This window comes from Cryobacterium sp. SO2 (assembly GCF_026151165.2).
In the GTDB taxonomy this organism is placed as follows: domain Bacteria; phylum Actinomycetota; class Actinomycetes; order Actinomycetales; family Microbacteriaceae; genus Cryobacterium.
The window spans coordinates 3,865,001-3,881,278 of record NZ_CP117849.1 but is presented as its reverse complement, the minus strand read 5'-3'; the positions used below and the strand labels follow the sequence as shown (position 1 = coordinate 3,881,278).

At 69.7% G+C, this 16,278-nt stretch carries 16 protein-coding genes; 8 read left to right on the top strand and 8 right to left on the bottom strand.

The window, feature by feature from the left end:
- Positions 1-4 precede the first annotated feature (4 nt).
- The 3 genes from BJQ94_RS18295 to BJQ94_RS18285 are packed head-to-tail and all read left to right on the top strand — an operon-like array spanning position 5 to position 4,192.
- The gene (locus BJQ94_RS18295) at positions 5-790 is read left to right on the top strand and encodes a 5-oxoprolinase subunit PxpA (protein WP_265399262.1); all 786 of its coding nucleotides are present in this window, start codon (positions 5-7) and stop codon (positions 788-790) included.
- A 13-nt stretch (positions 791-803) separates the two neighbouring features.
- Positions 804-2,462, top strand: a complete 1,659-nt coding sequence (locus BJQ94_RS18290; RefSeq protein WP_265399263.1) for an urea amidolyase family protein — start codon at positions 804-806, stop codon at positions 2,460-2,462.
- Positions 2,459-4,192, top strand: coding sequence for a biotin carboxylase N-terminal domain-containing protein (locus BJQ94_RS18285; RefSeq protein ID WP_265399264.1), 1,734 nt, complete (start codon positions 2,459-2,461; stop codon positions 4,190-4,192). The genes BJQ94_RS18290 and BJQ94_RS18285 overlap by 4 nt, the downstream gene beginning before the upstream one ends.
- Before the next feature lie 144 nt (positions 4,193-4,336).
- Here BJQ94_RS18285 and BJQ94_RS18280 read toward each other — a convergent pair whose 3' ends face one another.
- From BJQ94_RS18280 to BJQ94_RS18260, 5 genes are all read right to left on the bottom strand, one after another.
- On the bottom strand, positions 4,337-4,789 hold the full coding sequence (locus BJQ94_RS18280) for a VOC family protein (RefSeq protein WP_265399265.1): 453 nt from the start codon (positions 4,787-4,789) through the stop codon (positions 4,337-4,339).
- An 87-nt stretch (positions 4,790-4,876) separates the two neighbouring features.
- Positions 4,877-5,767: an aldo/keto reductase gene (locus BJQ94_RS18275; protein ID WP_265399266.1), complete on the bottom strand. Its 891-nt coding sequence runs from the start codon at positions 5,765-5,767 to the stop codon at positions 4,877-4,879.
- 99 nt (positions 5,768-5,866) lie between these two features.
- Complete coding sequence (locus BJQ94_RS18270) at positions 5,867-6,313, bottom strand: HTH domain-containing protein (protein ID WP_265399267.1); 447 nt, start codon at positions 6,311-6,313, stop codon at positions 5,867-5,869.
- 82 nt (positions 6,314-6,395) lie between these two features.
- Positions 6,396-7,103, bottom strand: coding sequence for an alpha/beta hydrolase (locus BJQ94_RS18265; RefSeq protein ID WP_265399268.1), 708 nt, complete (start codon positions 7,101-7,103; stop codon positions 6,396-6,398).
- 99 nt (positions 7,104-7,202) lie between these two features.
- The gene (locus tag BJQ94_RS18260; protein ID WP_265399269.1) at positions 7,203-7,799 is read right to left on the bottom strand and encodes a TetR/AcrR family transcriptional regulator; all 597 of its coding nucleotides are present in this window, start codon (positions 7,797-7,799) and stop codon (positions 7,203-7,205) included.
- 47 nt (positions 7,800-7,846) lie between these two features.
- Here BJQ94_RS18260 and BJQ94_RS18255 point away from each other — a divergent pair, with 47 nt between their 5' ends.
- Positions 7,847-8,839 (top strand): DMT family transporter, encoded by a 993-nt coding sequence (locus BJQ94_RS18255; RefSeq protein ID WP_265399270.1) that lies wholly within the window; start codon positions 7,847-7,849, stop codon positions 8,837-8,839.
- Here BJQ94_RS18255 and BJQ94_RS18250 read toward each other — a convergent pair.
- The gene (locus tag BJQ94_RS18250; RefSeq protein WP_265399271.1) at positions 8,761-9,138 is read right to left on the bottom strand and encodes a DUF2255 family protein; all 378 of its coding nucleotides are present in this window, start codon (positions 9,136-9,138) and stop codon (positions 8,761-8,763) included. The genes BJQ94_RS18255 and BJQ94_RS18250 overlap by 79 nt on opposite strands.
- Before the next feature lie 159 nt (positions 9,139-9,297).
- Between BJQ94_RS18250 and BJQ94_RS18245 the strand changes: the two genes are divergently transcribed.
- From BJQ94_RS18245 to BJQ94_RS18235, 3 genes are read left to right on the top strand one after another with little or no spacing between them, the layout of a single operon-like run.
- Positions 9,298-10,407, top strand: a complete 1,110-nt coding sequence (locus BJQ94_RS18245; protein WP_265399272.1) for a DNA alkylation repair protein — start codon at positions 9,298-9,300, stop codon at positions 10,405-10,407.
- 36 nt (positions 10,408-10,443) lie between these two features.
- Positions 10,444-11,043: a TetR-like C-terminal domain-containing protein gene (locus BJQ94_RS18240; protein ID WP_265399273.1), complete on the top strand. Its 600-nt coding sequence runs from the start codon at positions 10,444-10,446 to the stop codon at positions 11,041-11,043.
- A gap of 8 nt (positions 11,044-11,051) precedes the next feature.
- A complete protein-coding gene (locus tag BJQ94_RS18235; protein ID WP_265399274.1) occupies positions 11,052-11,546 on the top strand; it encodes an FBP domain-containing protein in 495 nt (164 codons plus the stop codon).
- 62 nt (positions 11,547-11,608) lie between these two features.
- On the opposite strand, the gene BJQ94_RS18230 is transcribed toward BJQ94_RS18235, so the two are convergent.
- Positions 11,609-13,615, bottom strand: a complete 2,007-nt coding sequence (locus BJQ94_RS18230) for an FAD-dependent oxidoreductase (RefSeq protein ID WP_265399275.1) — start codon at positions 13,613-13,615, stop codon at positions 11,609-11,611.
- Between the two features lie 185 nt (positions 13,616-13,800).
- Here BJQ94_RS18230 and BJQ94_RS18225 point away from each other — a divergent pair, with 185 nt between their 5' ends.
- Entirely contained in the window at positions 13,801-15,069 is a 1,269-nt protein-coding gene (locus BJQ94_RS18225) for an ROK family transcriptional regulator (protein WP_265399276.1), read from the top strand.
- A gap of 19 nt (positions 15,070-15,088) precedes the next feature.
- On the opposite strand, the gene BJQ94_RS18220 is transcribed toward BJQ94_RS18225, so the two are convergent.
- Positions 15,089-16,174, bottom strand: a complete 1,086-nt coding sequence (locus BJQ94_RS18220) for a glutamate--cysteine ligase (RefSeq protein WP_265399277.1) — start codon at positions 16,172-16,174, stop codon at positions 15,089-15,091.
- Positions 16,175-16,278 lie beyond the last annotated feature (104 nt).

Genomic DNA, 16,278 nt, shown 5'->3' with positions numbered 1-16,278 from the left:
ACAGATGAGCATCATCGACCTGAACAGCGACCTCGGCGAAGGCTTCGGCCGGTGGAGCCTCGGCGACGACGCGGAGATGCTCGGCATCGTCACCAGCGCGAACATCGCCTGCGGCTTCCACGCCGGCGACCCGCTGGTGATTCGTAATACGGTGATTGGGGCCCGGGATGCCGGCGTCGCGATCGGCGCACACGTGGGCTATCGCGACCTGGCCGGGTTCGGCCGCCGCAACATGGACGTCTCCAGCGCCGAGCTCGTCTCCGACGTGATCTACCAGATCGGCGCCCTGCAGGGCATCGCACGGGCCGCCGGCACCACCGTCACCTACGTCAAGCCGCACGGCGCGCTGTACAACACGATCGTGCACGACACCCGCCAGGCCCAGGATGTGGTCACCGCGATCCGCGAGATCGACCCGACCCTGGCCCTGCTGGGCCTGCCGGGCTCCGAGGTGCTGCGGGCAGCGGATGCCGCGGGCCTGCGCAGCGTGACCGAGGCCTTTGCCGACCGCGCCTACACGCCGGCGGGCACCCTGGTGTCGCGCCGGAAACTCGGCTCGGTTCTGCACGACGCCGAGGACGTGGCCGCGCGCATGGTGCAGCTGGCCACCGAAGGCACCCTGACCGCCATCGACGGCAGCACCATCCGGGTATCAGCGGAGTCGGTCTGCGTGCACGGCGACAGCCCTGGCGCCACCGAAATGGCCCGCCGCGTGCGGCAGGCCCTCACCGCGGCCGGCATCGAACTCGCCCCCTTCGCGCCGCGGCCGGGCGCCGGTCGGACTGCCTAGGGTGAGCGCGCCCATGCGGTTTCTGCCCGTGCGCGACGACGCCCTGTTGATCGAGCTCGAGGACCTGCCGACCACGCTGGCGCTGTTCGACTCGCTCAGCAGCGACCCTGTTGCCGGAACCGGCGAGCTGATTCCCGGCGCGCGCACCCTGCTGGTGTTCTACCGGCCGAGCGCCGTGACGCCGGCGCAGATCGTACGAGCTGCGCGCGCCCGCGACCTGGGTGGCCGCAGTGCGGGGGAGGGCTCTCTCATCGAGATCCCCGTGACGTACAACGGCGAAGACCTCGACGAGGTGGCCGGCCTGCTCGGCCTCAGCGCCGCCGAGGTGGTGCGGTTGCACACCGGGCAGGACTACGCGGTCGGCTTCACCGGCTTCGCCCCGGGCTTCGCCTACCTCTCCGGCGGCCACCCTGCCCTCGACGTGCCCCGCCGCAGCTCCCCGCGCACTCGCATCCCCGCCGGATCCGTGGCCCTGGCCGGTACCTTCAGCGGCGTCTACCCGCGGGAGAGCCCGGGCGGGTGGCAGCTGATCGGCACCACCGAGGCGCGGATGTGGGACCTGTCCCGTGAGCGCCCCGCCCTGCTGCTGCCCGGTGACCGGGTGCGCTTCGTGGACGTGACCGGGGGAGCGCGGGCCGCGGTGACGGTTGCCGCCGATGCCGCCGCACCTGCGGCCGCATCCGCTGTGGAGGTCCCGCACGGCCTGGAGATTCTCGACCCGGGCATGCTGACCCTGCTGCAGGACCTCGGCCGTCCGGGCTACGCGAGCATGGGCGTCTCCACCTCCGGCGCCCTCGACCCGGTGTCGCTGCGCGCGGCCAACCGGTTGGTGGGCAACCCTCCCGGCACGGCCGGCCTCGAGGTGACCTTCGGCGGCCTGCGACTCCAGGCCCGCGGCGAGCAGGTTCTCGCCGTCACGGGCGCGCCCGTGCCGCTGAGCATCCGCACCCCCACGTCGGCCGGAGGCGCCGGAAACGGCACCACCGCCGGCTCTCGCAGCGTCGCGTTCGGCCGACCGTTCGCCCTCGGCGCCGGCGAAGAACTCCTGCTCGGCCGGCCCGCCTCTGGGCTCCGCAGCTACCTCGCCGTGCGCGGCGGGTTCGCCCTGGAGCCCGTGCTCGGCAGCCTGTCCACCGACGTGCTCGCCGGCCTGGGACCGGCGCCGGTGACCGCCGGAACCCTGCTGCCGGTCGGCACGCCCGCGCGCGGCATCCCCGCTGTCGCCCAGCCTGCCGGCACCGACGGCGCGGTTGAGGTGGCCGCGGAGGTGCAGCTCGACGTGGTGCTCGGCCCGCGCACCGACTGGTTCTCCGCCGACGCCGTGGACGTGCTCACCGAGCAGAGCTGGCTGGTCACTCCCCGGTCCAACCGGGTTGGGCTGCGGCTGGAGGGTGACGCCCTCTCTCGCGTCATCGACGCCGAACTGCCCAGCGAGGGCACCGTCGCCGGTGCGATCCAGATCCCGCCGAACGGCCAGCCCGTGTTGTTCCTCGCCGACCACCCGCTCACCGGCGGCTACCCGGTGATCGGTTCTGTCGCCAGCCACCACCTGCCGCTGGCCGGCCAGCTTCCGCCGGGCACGCGCATCCGGTTCACCCCCATCGGCCCGTTCGCCGAATACTCCGCCGCATCCGACCACCCCGCTTCCGACCACCCCGAGGTACAGCCATGAAGAAAGTCCTGATCGCCAACCGGGGCGAGATCGCCGTGCGCATCATCCGCGCCTGCGCCGACCGGGGCCTGGACACCGTGGCGGTGTACGCCGACAGCGACGCCGCCGCCATCCACGTGCGGCTGGCCACCGAGGCGTGGGGCCTCGACGGCGACAGCCCGGCGACCACCTACCTGGATGCCGAGAAGCTCATCGGCATTGCCCAGCAGAGCGGCGCCGACGCCGTGCACCCCGGCTACGGGTTCCTCTCCGAGAGCGCGTCCTTCGCCCGCAAGGTGATTGAGGCCGGCCTCACCTGGATCGGGCCGAGTCCGGAGAGCATCGACCTGCTCGGCGACAAGATCGCCGCCAGGCAGCTCGCCGCCAGCGTGGGCGCGCCCCTCGTGGCCGGCACCCCCGACCCGGTGGCGTCCGCGGCCGACGCCGTGGCCTTCGCCGAGGAGCACGGCCTGCCCATCGTGATCAAGGCGGCCTTCGGCGGTGGCGGCCGGGGCATGCGGGTGGCCCGCAGCCTGGACGAGGTCACCGAGCAGTACGACGCCGCCGTGCGCGAGGCCGTGACCGCGTTCGGCCGCGGCGAGTGCTTCGTCGAGCAGTTCCTCGACGCGCCCCGGCACGTGGAGGTGCAGGTGCTCAGCGACAGCCACGGCAACGTCGTGGTGCTCGGCACCAGGGACTGCTCGCTGCAGCGCCGCAACCAGAAACTCGTCGAGGAGGCCCCGGCCCCCTTCCTCACCGACGAACAGCGGGACCGCCTGCACACCTCGGCGGCCGCCATCTGCGCCGCCGCGCACTACCAGGGCGTCGCCACAGTGGAGTATCTGCTCAGTGTGGATGGCACCATCTCGTTCCTCGAGGTGAATACCCGGCTGCAGGTGGAGCACCCGGTGACCGAGGAGACCACCGGCGTCGACATCGTTGCCGAACAGCTGCGCATCGCCGAGGGTCTGCCGCTGTCGGTGCAGGCCACGCCCGCGCCCACCGGGCACTCCCTCGAGTTCCGCATCAACGCCGAGGATGCCGCGCGCGGGTTCCTGCCCACACCCGGCCTGATCACCCGGTTCGAGGCCCCGACTGGGCCCGGCATCCGTGTCGACTCCGGCGTGGAGACCGGCACGGTGGTCTCCGGCCGATTCGACTCGATGCTGGCCAAGCTGATCGTCACCGGCCCCACCCGCGAGATCGCCATCCGCCGCGCCCGCCGGGCGCTCGACGAGTTCGTGCTCGAGGGTATCCCCTCGGTGCTGCCCTTCCACCGGGCGGTGCTGCGCGACGACGACTTCGCCGGCGGCGACGCGCTGCAGGTGCACACCCAGTGGATCGAGACGTCCTTCGCCGAACGGATGCCTGCGGACGCGCTGCGGCAGGAGCCCGAGGAGCCCGGGATCACCAGCAGCTGGATCGAAATCGACGGCCGCCGGCACACCCTGCGGATGCCCGCCGGCGCTGGGGCGCTGACCGGCGCATCCGCCCTCGCAAACGTTGGGGCACCGGCACCGGCCGACGCGGCGGCCACACCGCCCGACGGTCTGGTGGCGCCGATGGCCGGCACCGTGATCGCCTGGCTGGTCGAGGACGGCACCGAGGTCGCCGAGGGCGATCCGGTGGTGGTGATGGAGGCCATGAAGATGGAGACCACCATCGTGGCGACCGGGGCGGGCACCCTGCGCCAGCACTGTGCGCCGGGCGACGCGCTCGCGGCCGGGGAGCAGCTCGCCACCCTCGAGTGAACTCCGCAGCCTCGCCAAAGCTGGGCAGTCTCGCGAAACCGGGGCAGTCTCGCGAAAGCGGGGTTGTGGTCACCTCGGGTGCAGCGAAGCAGCCACACGGCCGCTTTCGCGAATGGCGATTGAACAGCCTCCTGCGTCGCCCAGTCAGCCAGCGGGATGCCCGGCCCGGGCGGCCTCTCCGTCGGGGGTGGCATCGGCGAGCACCTGCAGGTAGTGCGGGTTGGTCATCACGCCGAGCACATTGCCGAACGGGTCGAGCACGGCCGCGGTGGTGAAGCCCTCGCCGCGCTCCCGGATCTCCTCGCGCATCAACGCGCCCAGCGCGAGCAGGCGGTCGAGGGCCTCCCTGATGTCGTCCACATGCCAGTTGAGCACCGCCCCGCCGGGCACATCGGCCGCCGGCCGCGGAGCGTACTGCGCATCGATCAGACCGAGCTCGTGGCCGTAATCGCCCACCCGCCACTCCGCGTAGCCGGGCATCTGAAAGTAGGGCTCCATGCCCAGCAGCTCGGTGTACCAGGCCGTCGCGGCGGCATGGTCTGCAGCCCAATAGCTCACGTTGCTCATGCCGCGCAGGATGCCGGTCGATGCGTTCATGGTGCGGTCCTCTCGTCGTGGGCGGTTCTGGCACACACGCTACGAAAGGTCTCTCACCGGGGCAAGAGGGTCGCGCCAGGGAACGCGTCAGTTCTCGGGAATGCTGAACTGACCGGGCGGGCGCACCGCGTCGGGGTCGGGGCCGCTGCGCACACCCAGGTCCAGCGCATCGATCGCCCTGAGATCGTCGCTGCTGAGCTCGAAGTCGAAGACGTCGAAGTTCTCACGGATGCGCTCAGGACGCACGGACTTCGGGATGGCGCTGCGACCGTTTTGCAGGTGCCAGCGCAGCATCACCTGCGCGTTGCTCTTACCGTGCTCAGCACCGATCGCGGCGATCACGGGGTCGTTGAGCGCGTTCTTGCCCGTGCCGTCGTTCCAGTTGCCCGGGTAAAAGGTGATGCCGCCGATGGGGGACCAGGCCTGGGTGACGATGCCGAGGGCGGTATTGGCCGCCTCGTTCTCCTTCTGAGCGAAGTACGGGTGCAGCTCGATCTGGTTCACAGCCGGCACCACCGTGCTGCTCGTCATCAGCCGTTCGAGGTGGGCCCCGGTGAAGTTGCTGACCCCGATCGCACGCACCCGGCCATCGGCCAGCAACGTCTCGAGCGCCCGGTAGGCCGCCAGGGTGGTGTCGAACTGCCAGGGGGCGGGCTGGTGCAGGATGAGCAGGTCGAGCGTGTCGACGCCGAGCTTGCGGGTGCTCACGTCGAAGGCGTGCAGGGTTTCGTCGTAGCCGTACTGGCTGATCCACACCTTCGTTTCGATGAAGATCTCGTCGCGATCCACCCCGGATGCCCGGATCCCCTCGCCGACTTGCCGCTCGTTCAAGTAGGCCGCCGCCGTGTCAATGTGGCGGTAGCCGGTGCGCAGCGCGGACTCGACGGCCGTGGCCGTGTCCTCCGCCGAGCTCTGGAAGACCCCCAGCCCGAGGCTGGGCATCCGGACATCGTTGTTGAGCGTGATGAAATCAGTCATGACTCCACCGTAGAACCGTGACCTGGCGCGAGGGAGGTCCTGAGATGGCCTGTCTCGCCGGGAACCGCCGCGCGGCTGGCCAGCTAGCAGTCGCGGTTTTCACCGACCGCGAGCTTGATTGACTGCGTTCACGAGGTACGAGCCCTTGATCGCGAGTTCGTACTTCTTGTGCATGGGAACAGTCCTCGGGTCACGGAGGGCGCTGTCCAGGTCGTCGATGTCGAGTCCCGTCAACTGGGCGATGTTGTCAAGCGTGAGGTGGCAGTCGAGCGTCAGTGACTCGAAGATCGCCGTCAACCGTTCGTCGTCGTCAATTTGCATCCCCTGAGTGAGGTGCGCCGCGAGGATGGACAGCCTCGAGCTCTCGTCGATCGAGAGTGCCCGCCGCTCCGTGGTGAGACCAGTCATCCCGGGATCCGCGTCGAGGAAGGACCGCAGCTTCTCAGGCTGGATGCCCGTGATCGCCCGCAGTGCGTCTTCGGAGATACCGCCCTCCGCGATGGTCCGCTTCAACTCGTCCGCGGGATTGAACGCTTCCGCCGTCATGGCCGTCCTTCCATCTCGTCATGCCGCAACGAGGAAAGGCTACAAAGATTGAGGTGGTCCCGGCGGAAGCGCACGGGGGGTTTCAGGATCGGCCGATAAAGGCCTGCACCTGGTCGAGGACCAGGTCGGGACGAGTGATGAACGGATGGTGCCCGGTGGGCACCTCGACGGAGCGGGTCGCTCGGCCCGCATGGAATCTCTGCAGCTCGACCGACGTGCTGCGGTCCTGCCCGCAGACGATGTAGGTCGAATCGACTCCCTGCCAGCCGGCGGCGGTGGTCGGGGTCACGAACGCTCCGGCCGCCTGCGCCGTGACCCGCTCCCACGCCTGCTGTTGCGTCGCCGCGTCGGCATCCTGAAGGAACCGGGCCCCGAAGGTGCTCGCGTCGTAGCCGGCCAGGCTCAGCGTGCCGTCCTCGTTAGCGGCGATGGACACGGGATCGCTCTCGCCGCCCATGATCACGGCCTGCGACTCGCCCACATCGGGCAGGTACGACGAGACGTAGAGCAGATGCGCGACCGCGGGATGCCGGCCGGCCTCGGCGATGACGGTGCCGCCGTATGAGTGGCCGACCACGATCGCGGAGTCCACCTCATCCAGCACTCGCCGAAGCGCCGCCGCATCGGCAACCAGGCCGCCGGCGGCCTCCTCTGGGGTGGTCTCGCCGCAGGACGGCAAGTTCACGGCGCGGCTGCGGATACCGGTGCGGTCCGCGAGCAGATCGGCCGCGGGTTGCCACCACCACTCTGCGTCTCGCACCAGGGCGCCGTGCACGAAGATCAACTCCATCAGGTGTTCCTTCCACGATCGAGCCGCCCGGCCGAGCCAGACGTTCAGCTGGGAACGAGGATAGCCGGTGTACTGAACAGCCCGGTGCGCGCCCGGAATTTAGGGCGATGTCACCTGCAGAATCGCCGCCGCGGCCTCGCGCGCGGCCGCAAACGGGTCGGCGAAGGTGCCCATCCCCACGGTCACCAGGCCGCCCTCGTAGAGCAGCATCAGGATGTCTGCCAGCTGATCGGCATTTGCGAGCGCGGCGTCTCGGCAGAGATCGGCGAACACGTCGCGCATCCACTTCTTCTGCCGAATCGCTTCGACGGCCACAGGATGCGTCGCGTCGTCCATCTCCGCGCGCGCGTTGATGGCGCTGCAGCCCTTGTCGCTGTCGCTGAGCGCCCAGCGGGCCGAGATGTCGAAGACCGCCAGGATGCGATCCACGCTGCCGCGCGGATGGAGGGCCAGGTCGTGCTCCAGATACGCCCGCCATCTGGCGTCCCGCCCGCGGAGATAGGCCACGGCCAGCGCATCCTTCGACCCGAACCTGTCGTACAACGTCTTCTTGGTCACCCCGGCCGCTGCCGCGATCGTGTCGACACCGACGGCGTGGATGCCCTCGCGATAGAAGAGATCGGACGCGGCAGCCAGCAGCCTCTCGGCGCCCGGCGTGTAGTGCGGAATCACCTCGGGCAGATTCTCAGCGGTCATGAACCAATCATACCGCGCCGACTATACAGATCTGTATACTCGATCGAATGAGTAAACAGATCGGTATACCCCAGCGATTCCTCGTGGTCGGAGCCGCGGCCGCCTTCGTGCTGACCTGGAGCTCCGGGTTCATCATCGCGAAGATCGCGACAAACACCGCCGCGCCCCTGACCGTGCTGCTGTGGCGATTCGTCGTGGTCGCGGCGCTCCTGCTGGTTGCGATCCTCGTACTGCGGCTGCGCCGCCGCGAGCTCGTCATGCCGCGCTGGCGGGACATCCGCCCGCACCTCACCATCGGGCTCTTCGCGCAGTTCGGCTACATCCTTCCCATCTACCTGGCCGTCGGTGCCGGCGTCTCCACCGGAACGACCGCCCTCATCGACGCCATCCAGCCCCTCGTGGTGGCGACCCTGGTCGGCCCGCTCCTGGGGCTGCGGGTGCGCGCGATGCAATGGCTGGGGTTGCTCCTCGGCGCGACCGGGGTGGTCGTGATCGTCACGGCGGATGGATCCACCTCGATGTCCCCGACCCCGGCCTATGCCCTTCCCCTCATCGCACTGGTCAGCCTCGTGACCGCCACCTTCCTGGATCGCCGCACCACCGTCCGCCTCGGCGTCTTCGCCACCCTCAGCACGCACGCTGCGGTCACCCTCGTCGCGATCGCTGGGCTTGCCGCCGTCACCGGCAGCCTGGTCCCGCCGGCCAGCGCCGACTTCTGGGTATCGACGGTGCTCACGGCCGTATTTCCCGCCCTGATCGCCTACGCACTGTATTGGTACCTGCTGCGCCGCCTCGGCATCACGACCCTGAACGCGCTGCTGTACCTGGTCGCCCCCACCACCGCCGTCGCCGGCACCGTCCTCTTCGGGGAGCCGTTCACACCGATCACCCTCGCCGGTCTCCTGCTCGGCGGGGTCGCCATCGCGCTCGTCATCGCGCCCAGGCGGGACGGGGGAGCGGGTCAGTCCCGGGGCACCAGCCGGAACGTCGTCGCCTCGACATCCGCCCCGGTGACCGACCCCACTATGGCGGGCCCGTAGCGGTCGTACTTGGCGTGGTAGGCCGCGTCGATCGCGCCGTGGGGAGCATCCGCAGCATCGGCGAAGGTGACGTCCTTCTCCACTCCGCCGGCACGGATGCGGCCGGTGCCGCTTGCGGCAGCCCGCACGAACCACGGGTTGGTCGCGCCGTAGGCGGAGCGGATGTAGATCTCGTCGCCGGAGCGCACCACCCAGATGGTGACATACGGGCGCAGCGTGCCGTCGGCGCGGGTGGAGGAGACCTGCAGCTCCTCCGCCGCGCCGATGCGGGTGAGTTCGTCAGCGGTCCACGTGTCCATGGGGAGCTCCGTTCGTGTTGAGGGTCGCATTCGACGCTACCCACGGCGGCGGGTCCGTAACAGGCACTGTCGGTACCGGTCAGCCGGTGTGTGCCACGCTGGAGAACCACCCCGCTAGCCACCGTGCCGACCATCGCGCTTTCCACCGCCAGGAGTCCCATGCCCTTCGCCGACGAACTCATCGGAGTGTCCACGGCCCGCGCGCTCGCCGCAGCCATCCAGGCCGCCGCCCCGCAGGCCGAGCTCACCGCCCTGCACGCCGCCGCGGATGCTCTCGGCCCGCTGTCACTGCGGGAGCGCAGCGACCTGTTGCGCGACGCGCTGCTGGCCGACCTGCCCGGCGATTACGACTCCTTCGCCGGCACCATCCGCACCGCAGCGCAGGGCGCCCTGCCGTTCAGCGGCTGGCTGATCTGGCCGGTCACCACCGCCGTCGCGATCAAGGCCATCGAGGCCGGCACGGATGCCGCGTTCGACGATGGCATGCGGATGCTCGCCGTCCTCACCCCGCGGCTCACCGCCGAGTTCGCCATCCGGCTGCTGCTCGCCCACGACTTCGCCCGGGCGATGCCGATCGTGCTCGGCTGGACCGGCTCGCCCGACCCGGCTGTGCGCCGGCTGGCCTCGGAGGGCACCCGGCCGTTCCTGCCCTGGGCCATCCGGGTGCCGGCGATCCTCGCCGAACCCGCGGCCACCCTGCCCGTGCTGCATGCCCTCTATCGGGACGACGACGAAGTGGTGCGCCGCTCGGTGGCCAACCACCTCAACGACCTCAGCCGGCAGCAACCCGACCTCGTCACAGCCACCACCGCCGCGTGGCTGGCCGCGCCGGATGCGAACACCGCGCCGCTCGTGCGGCACGCGCTGCGCAGCCTGGTCAAGAAGGGCAACCCGCAGGCGTTGGCGCAGCTGGGTTTCCACCCCGCCACTGTGCACGTGGTGGGCCCGGCGCTCGACGCCGACACCCTCGAGTTCGGCGGCACGATCGGCTTCACCGTGGGCATCCGCAACACCGGCACCGAACCGGCCCACCTCGCCGTGGACTACGTGATGCACCACCAGAAGGCCAACGGCAGCCTCACCGGCAAGACCTTCAAGCTCACCACCGTGACCCTGGCGCCCGGCGAACTCATCGAACTGAGCCGCACGCATTCCTTCCGCGCGATCACCACCCGGCGCTACCACCCCGGCACGCACGCCCTCGAGGTGCAGGTGAACGGGGTGGCGTCCGGCCGCGCCCAGTTCACGCTGCTGCCGGAAAAACTATAGTATGTAGCTAATCCATTACAACCAATAGGAATTTCGATGAAACGACCCGGATTGACCGAGGCCCGGCTGGTCGAGGCCGCGGCCGAGCTGGCCGACGCCAGCGGACTGGCGGCCGTGACCGTCTCCGCCCTCGCGCGCCGCTTCGACGTGCGGCCGGCGAGTATCTACTCCCACATCGCGGGTCTGGACGACCTGCTCGACCTGACCGCCGCTCTCGCGCTGCGGGAACTCGCCGACCGCCTTGCCGAGGCCTTGCCGGGCAAGGCCGGCCGCGATGCCCTGTTCGCCTTCGCCGACACTCACCGGGACTACGCCCGCGCCCACCCCGGTCGCTGGCAAGCGGCGCAGCGCCGGGTCTCCCCGGAAGACGCCACCACCGGCGGCGGAGTCGCGATCGCCCGCTCGGCGCGGGCCATCATGCACGGCTACGGCCTCTCCGCCGAGGACGAGGTCCATGCGGTGCGCCTGCTCGGCAGCGCCGTCAACGGCTTCGTCGCGCTGGAATCCGGTGGCGGTTTCGACCACTCTGTCCCGCCCGCCGCCGAGAGCTGGAACCGGGTGCTCGACGCCGTCGACACCTCGCTGCGCAACTGGCCCACGGCCGCCGCGCACTCCCGCATCCCCACAACTGATTGAGATTTCGCATGCTCCCCCTCACCGTTGCCGCCATCAAGACGTCGTTCGTGAACGCATCCCGCAAGGTCGTGGCCGATGTGACCCTGCCGGCCGGCTTCGACGAGATCGACTGGTCCAGGCTGGACTACCTGGGCTGGACCGACCCCAAGATGAAACGCCGCGCCTATGTCGTGGTTCCCGTCGACGGCGAGCCCGTCGGCATCGTGCTGCGACAAGCGGATGCGGCGCCGCAGCGGCGCGCCCAGTGCTCGTGGTGCCGCGACGTGACGCTGCCCAACCAGGTGGTGCTCTACAGCGCCCAGCGCGCGGGAGCGGCCGGCCGCAATGGCGACACCGTCGGAATCCTCGTCTGCGAGGCCTTCCAGTGCTCTGCCAACGTGCGGAAGCTCCCCTCGATGGCCTACATAGGATTCGACGTGGAGGCCGCACGCGACTCCCGCATGGCCATGCTGCGCACCCGCTCCGCCGGGTTCGTCGGCGAAGTGGTACGGCCCGGCGACTAGCCCGGCGATAGGCGCGGCGCCGGCCGGTCTGGCGCAAATCGCACTCGACCGGCCGGCATCCGTCACATGTTCTTCGTCACCTCGTAGGCGTTCCAAACCGCGTACATGATGCTGGAGACCTGTTCGGCGTCCCCGATGAGGTGCAATTCGGGCACGGAGAACTGGATCTCCTCGTAGAGCGACCGCTCCGAGACGTAGCCCACCGCGAGGACCGCGGAGTCCGCCACGATGACGGTTTCCTCGCCCGTGGCGCGATCGCGCACCACGTAGCCGCCGTCGCGGGCGCCGATGACCATGCTGTTCAGTCGCAGGTCGATGTCCTTGAAGGCCACCAGGTCGCGCACCATGTCGGAGTTCGCTGTGCACAGCGGCCCGCCTGCGGTGAGGATGTCGCTTTGGTATTCCACCAGGGTGGTCGTGATACCGCGGCCCTCGAGCCAGAGCGCCAGTTCGCTGCCGACCAGGCCGCCGCCGATGATCACCGTGGAGGCGCCCACGTCTTCGCGGCCGAGCAGCACGTCTTCGGCGGTGTAGACCCGGGAGGCGCCATCCACGGTCATCATCTTGGGCTTGGACCCGGTGGCCACGATCACGGCGTCATAGCCGCCGGCCTCCACCATGGCCTTGGTGACCACGGTGTCGAAGTGCACCGGCACCGCGAGCTCGGTGAGCTCGTTGGTGTACCAGGCGGCGAGGGCCAGGTCGTCTTCCTTGAAGTCGGGCTGGCCGCCGGCAATGAGATTGCCGCCGAGCCGCTCGGTCTTCTCGAACACCTCGACCCGGTGGCCGCGGAGGGCCAGAGTGCGGGCGGCCTCGCAGCCGGCCACGCCGCCGCCGACCACCATGACCTTCTTCTTGAGCAGGGTGGGGGAGAGGCCGTAGGTCTTCTCCCGGCCGGCGGCGGGGTTGACCGCGCAGGAGATCGAGGTGAAGTGCTGCAATCGGCCCATGCAGGCCTCCTGGCACGACAGGCAGGGACGCACGGTGTTGTACTTTCCGGCGCGGATCTTGTTGGGGATGTCGGGGTCGGCCAGCAGCGGCCTGGCCATGCCGATGAAGTCGGTCTGCCTGTTGCGGATAGCATCGGATGCCCGGTCCGGATCCTCCATGCGCCCGGCGGTGATCACGGGGATCTTCACGACGCTCTTGAGGATTTGGTTGTAGGGGAGATACAGGCCCTTGGCCTGGTACATCGGCGGGTGGGTCCAGTACCAGGAGTCGTAACTGCCGACATCCGCGTTGAGGCAGTCGTAGCCGGCCTTTTCGAGCAGGATCGCGACGGCGATGCCCTCCTCGATATCGCGGCCCTTCTCCTCGAACTCTTCGCCGGGCAGGCCGCCGACCTTCCAGTCCTTGATCATCGACTTCATGCCGTACCGCAGCGACACCGGGAAGTCGGCGCCGCAGGTGCGCTTGATCTCCTGCAGGATCTCGACCGCGAAGCGCAGGCGGTTCTCCAGCGATCCGCCGTATTCATCGGTGCGCTGGTTGAAGAACGAGATAGCGAACTGGTCGAGCAGGTAGCCCTCGTGCACGGCGTGCACCTCCACGCCGTCGAAACCGGCCTTCTTGCAGACGGCCGCGGCCTCGCCGAACTTCTTCACGATGTAGTGGATCTCCTCCACGGTCATCTCGCGACAGGTCACGCCGTCGATCCAGCGGTGCGGGATGGGCGACGGTGCGATGGCAGTCTGGCCGAGGATGGACGGGATCGATACGCGGCCGAATCCGGCGGCGAGCTGGCAGAAGATCTTGGAGCCATAAGCGTGGATGCGCTCGGTCATGGGCTTGGCCGTCGACACGAAGTAGTTGGGATTGAGGGTCGCGCAGGGCAGCGACGGGAGGGAACAGACCTCCACCTCGTTCTCCACCTTGGTGGTACCGGTGATGATCAGGCCGGCGCCACCCTTGGCCCGCTCCACGTAGTAGTCGGCGGCCCGCTCCGTATAGGCGCCCTGCTCGTCGCAGAAGCCGCCGGGCCCCATCGGCTCCATCACGAAGCGGTTCTTCATCTCCACGGTACCGATCTTCATCGGGTCGAAGAGAACGTGGTATTTCTCGTCCAGCATGGCTGCTCCAGGTCTAGTGCTCGCCGCTCGCGAGGATGCCGCGGCTGCGACAGCGCTGACCGGATGAGCCTGTCCAAATGGTACAACCGTTGAACTAAGTCTCTTCAGGGGCTTTGGTCCCGGTACGTCCGCCGCGGTCCCCGGCGACGGGAACGGACGGGGACAGGTTGTGCGATCATCCGTAGATGACCAATTCAGTTCCGGTGCGGCTCGTGAGCAGCGACGTGCGGGAACACAACCTCGGGGTCGTCCTCACCCACCTCGATCAGGCCGGGCCGGCAGGCCGGGCCGAGATCGCCGCCGGAACCGGACTGGTGCGCGGGTCCGTCACCACACTGGTCGCCGACCTGGTGGAACTCGGACTGGTGCGCGCCGTCGACACGGATGCGACCGGCGAGCCGGCCCTTCCGGAACCCACCCGGATCGGGCGGCCGCGGTCGCGGATGGAGATCGCGGGCACCCGGCAGGCGGTGCTGGGCATCCAGTTCGCCGTCGACGAGGTACTCGTTTACGCCGCCGATCTCGCCGGCCGAGTGCTCGCCAGAGCCGAGCACCACGTTCGTACCCCGATCGGCGACCCCGAGGCGCTGGTGGACTTACTCGCCGGGTACGTCACCGATGCCGTCAACCAGCTGGAGGCCGCCGGTGTCGCGGTCCTCGCCCTGGAGGTGGTGCTGCCCGGGCGCATCTCGGCCGGGTCGAGCCTGGTCACGTCGTCGATCGAATTCGGCTGGTACGGCGTCGACATCGGCGGCCTGCTGTCGACCCGGCTGGCAGTGCTGCCGCTCGGGATTTCAGTGTCGAATGACGCCAACATGGCCGCTTACGCCGAATTCGACTCCTTGCTGCACGATCCGGCCGTCGGCCGGGTCACCGACATGATCTATGTGAAGTCCGACACCGGCATCGGCGGCGGCGCCATCGTGGACGGCCGTATCCTGCAGGGCGCCCGCGGGGCCGCGTTCGAACCCGGGCACATGATCGTCTCTCCGGACGGCCCACGTTGTGAGTGCGGAAAAGACGGCTGCCTGGTCGTGGTCGCCGGGCCGACCGCGGTCCTGCACGCTGCGGGCCTCGATGACTTCCGCCTCGACCGCGGGCTGCCCGAGGCGCTCGACGAACTGGTGCGCCGGGTGGCTGGGGGTGAACCGGAGGCGACGGCGGCGCTGGCCGATGCCGCCCGTTGGTTCCGCATCGCGTTGTCCAACCTCATCGTGACGCTTGAGCCGCAGGTCATGGTCCTCGGGGGCTATCTGGCCGCCTTCACCGGCCAGCTCACCCCGCGGGTCGCCAGCACCCTGGCGATTCTGGGCACCGACAGTCTGGACGGTGCCCACGCCGTCCGCGCCAGCGTCAACGGACGCCTCGCCGCGGTGGAGACCGCGGTGACCCGCCGCCGCCGCGCCTTTCTGGCCGATCCGTCATCGCTTCGGCTGGTATCCGGCGAAGGCTGAGCCCGATCCCGCTACCGGCTCAGGCCGACGAAGACTCGACGAGGGTGCGCAACCCCGGCAGTCCGCCGGCGCGGAAGTAGCGCTGCTGCTGCTGGGCGCCGGTGCCGATCCGCCACAGCCGTTCGAGTAACGCGATGACCCGTGACCGGTCCCCGGAGGCGTCGAGGGCGTCGTCGATGTAGCGCAGCAGATTGCCCGTGACCGCCCGGGCCGCCACGAGCTGCCGGCTGGCGGGATCGAGCAGCTTGCCCTGGATGCCGTCGCGGGACGCATGCCACAGTGCGGCATCGAGGAGCTCGTGCTCCACCTCCGGCGGCGGCGCTCCACGCTCGGCCTCGGCCAGGCCGGTGACCACGAGCGCCCGGGTGAGCGCGGCGAGCAGGAGCGTGGGCGCCAGGTCGAGCTGGGCATCCGCCACCCGCACCTCGAGGGTGGGGTAGGCCTCGGATAGCCGGGCATACCAGGCCACGGTGGCGGTGTCGACGGTGGCCCCCACCCCCACCAGGCGACGGATGCGCCGCTCGTAGTCGGCCGCGTCGGCGAACGCGGGCGGGCATCCCGTGGTGGCCCACCGGCGCATGATCACCGCGCGCCAGGAATCGAAACCGGTCTCGCGGCCGCGCCAGAACGGGGAATTGCCGGTCAGCGCCATCAACGTGGGCAGCCACACTCGCACGCAATTGAGGGCGTGCACCCCGGCCTCCCGGCTGGGCACGCCGACATGCACGTGCGTCGCGCAGATCTGGTGGTCCCGCACCACACCCCGCACCCCCGCGCCGATCCGCTGGTACCGGGCGGAGTCGGTGAGGGTGGGGGCCGCGTCGGCGTCGAAGGTGGTGCCGGTGCCCACCGCCAGGACGCCGTGCATCCGGGCGGTCGCCGCGAGCTCGCTGCGGAATCCGGCCAGGTCGGCCTCGGCCTCGGCCAGCTCCGTGAAGACCGCCGTGGACCTCTCCAACTGGGAGGCCAGGAACTCGTGCGTGACGAACCCCGGCGCTTCAGCGTCGGTGGACAGGTCGTGCACGACGGTGTCGGCGAGGCCCGCCGGCCGCAGGCTCCGGGGATCGACGAGGAAGAACTCCTCCTCGATGCCAAACGTCGTCATGCTCGCCATCTCACTGCACCATCCCGCTGTCCGGGGGAGGCCTGACACAAGATCCGTGATCCGCGCGCCGGGCTCGGACAGAAGCATCCTGCCACCGCCCGGCG

What these genes read in the sequence shown, in the direction of transcription:
- BJQ94_RS18280 (WP_265399265.1), bottom strand. Translation starts at nt 4,789, where the DNA reads ATGAACGCATCGACCGGCATCCTGCGCGGCATGAGCAACGTGAGCTAT.
- BJQ94_RS18295 (WP_265399262.1), top strand. Translation starts at nt 5, where the DNA reads ATGAGCATCATCGACCTGAACAGCGACCTCGGCGAAGGCTTCGGCCGG.
- BJQ94_RS18270 (WP_265399267.1), bottom strand. Translation starts at nt 6,313, where the DNA reads ATGACGGCGGAAGCGTTCAATCCCGCGGACGAGTTGAAGCGGACCATC.
- BJQ94_RS18255 (WP_265399270.1), top strand. Translation starts at nt 7,847, where the DNA reads ATGAGTAAACAGATCGGTATACCCCAGCGATTCCTCGTGGTCGGAGCC.
- BJQ94_RS18260 (WP_265399269.1), bottom strand. Translation starts at nt 7,799, where the DNA reads ATGACCGCTGAGAATCTGCCCGAGGTGATTCCGCACTACACGCCGGGC.
- BJQ94_RS18265 (WP_265399268.1), bottom strand. Translation starts at nt 7,103, where the DNA reads ATGGAGTTGATCTTCGTGCACGGCGCCCTGGTGCGAGACGCAGAGTGG.
- BJQ94_RS18285 (WP_265399264.1), top strand. Translation starts at nt 2,459, where the DNA reads ATGAAGAAAGTCCTGATCGCCAACCGGGGCGAGATCGCCGTGCGCATC.
- BJQ94_RS18220 (WP_265399277.1), bottom strand. Translation starts at nt 16,174, where the DNA reads ATGACGACGTTTGGCATCGAGGAGGAGTTCTTCCTCGTCGATCCCCGG.
- BJQ94_RS18235 (WP_265399274.1), top strand. Translation starts at nt 11,052, where the DNA reads ATGCTCCCCCTCACCGTTGCCGCCATCAAGACGTCGTTCGTGAACGCA.
- BJQ94_RS18240 (WP_265399273.1), top strand. Translation starts at nt 10,444, where the DNA reads ATGAAACGACCCGGATTGACCGAGGCCCGGCTGGTCGAGGCCGCGGCC.
- BJQ94_RS18230 (WP_265399275.1), bottom strand. Translation starts at nt 13,615, where the DNA reads ATGCTGGACGAGAAATACCACGTTCTCTTCGACCCGATGAAGATCGGT.
- BJQ94_RS18225 (WP_265399276.1), top strand. Translation starts at nt 13,801, where the DNA reads ATGACCAATTCAGTTCCGGTGCGGCTCGTGAGCAGCGACGTGCGGGAA.
- BJQ94_RS18245 (WP_265399272.1), top strand. Translation starts at nt 9,298, where the DNA reads ATGCCCTTCGCCGACGAACTCATCGGAGTGTCCACGGCCCGCGCGCTC.
- BJQ94_RS18250 (WP_265399271.1), bottom strand. Translation starts at nt 9,138, where the DNA reads ATGGACACGTGGACCGCTGACGAACTCACCCGCATCGGCGCGGCGGAG.
- BJQ94_RS18275 (WP_265399266.1), bottom strand. Translation starts at nt 5,767, where the DNA reads ATGACTGATTTCATCACGCTCAACAACGATGTCCGGATGCCCAGCCTC.
- BJQ94_RS18290 (WP_265399263.1), top strand. Translation starts at nt 804, where the DNA reads ATGCGGTTTCTGCCCGTGCGCGACGACGCCCTGTTGATCGAGCTCGAG.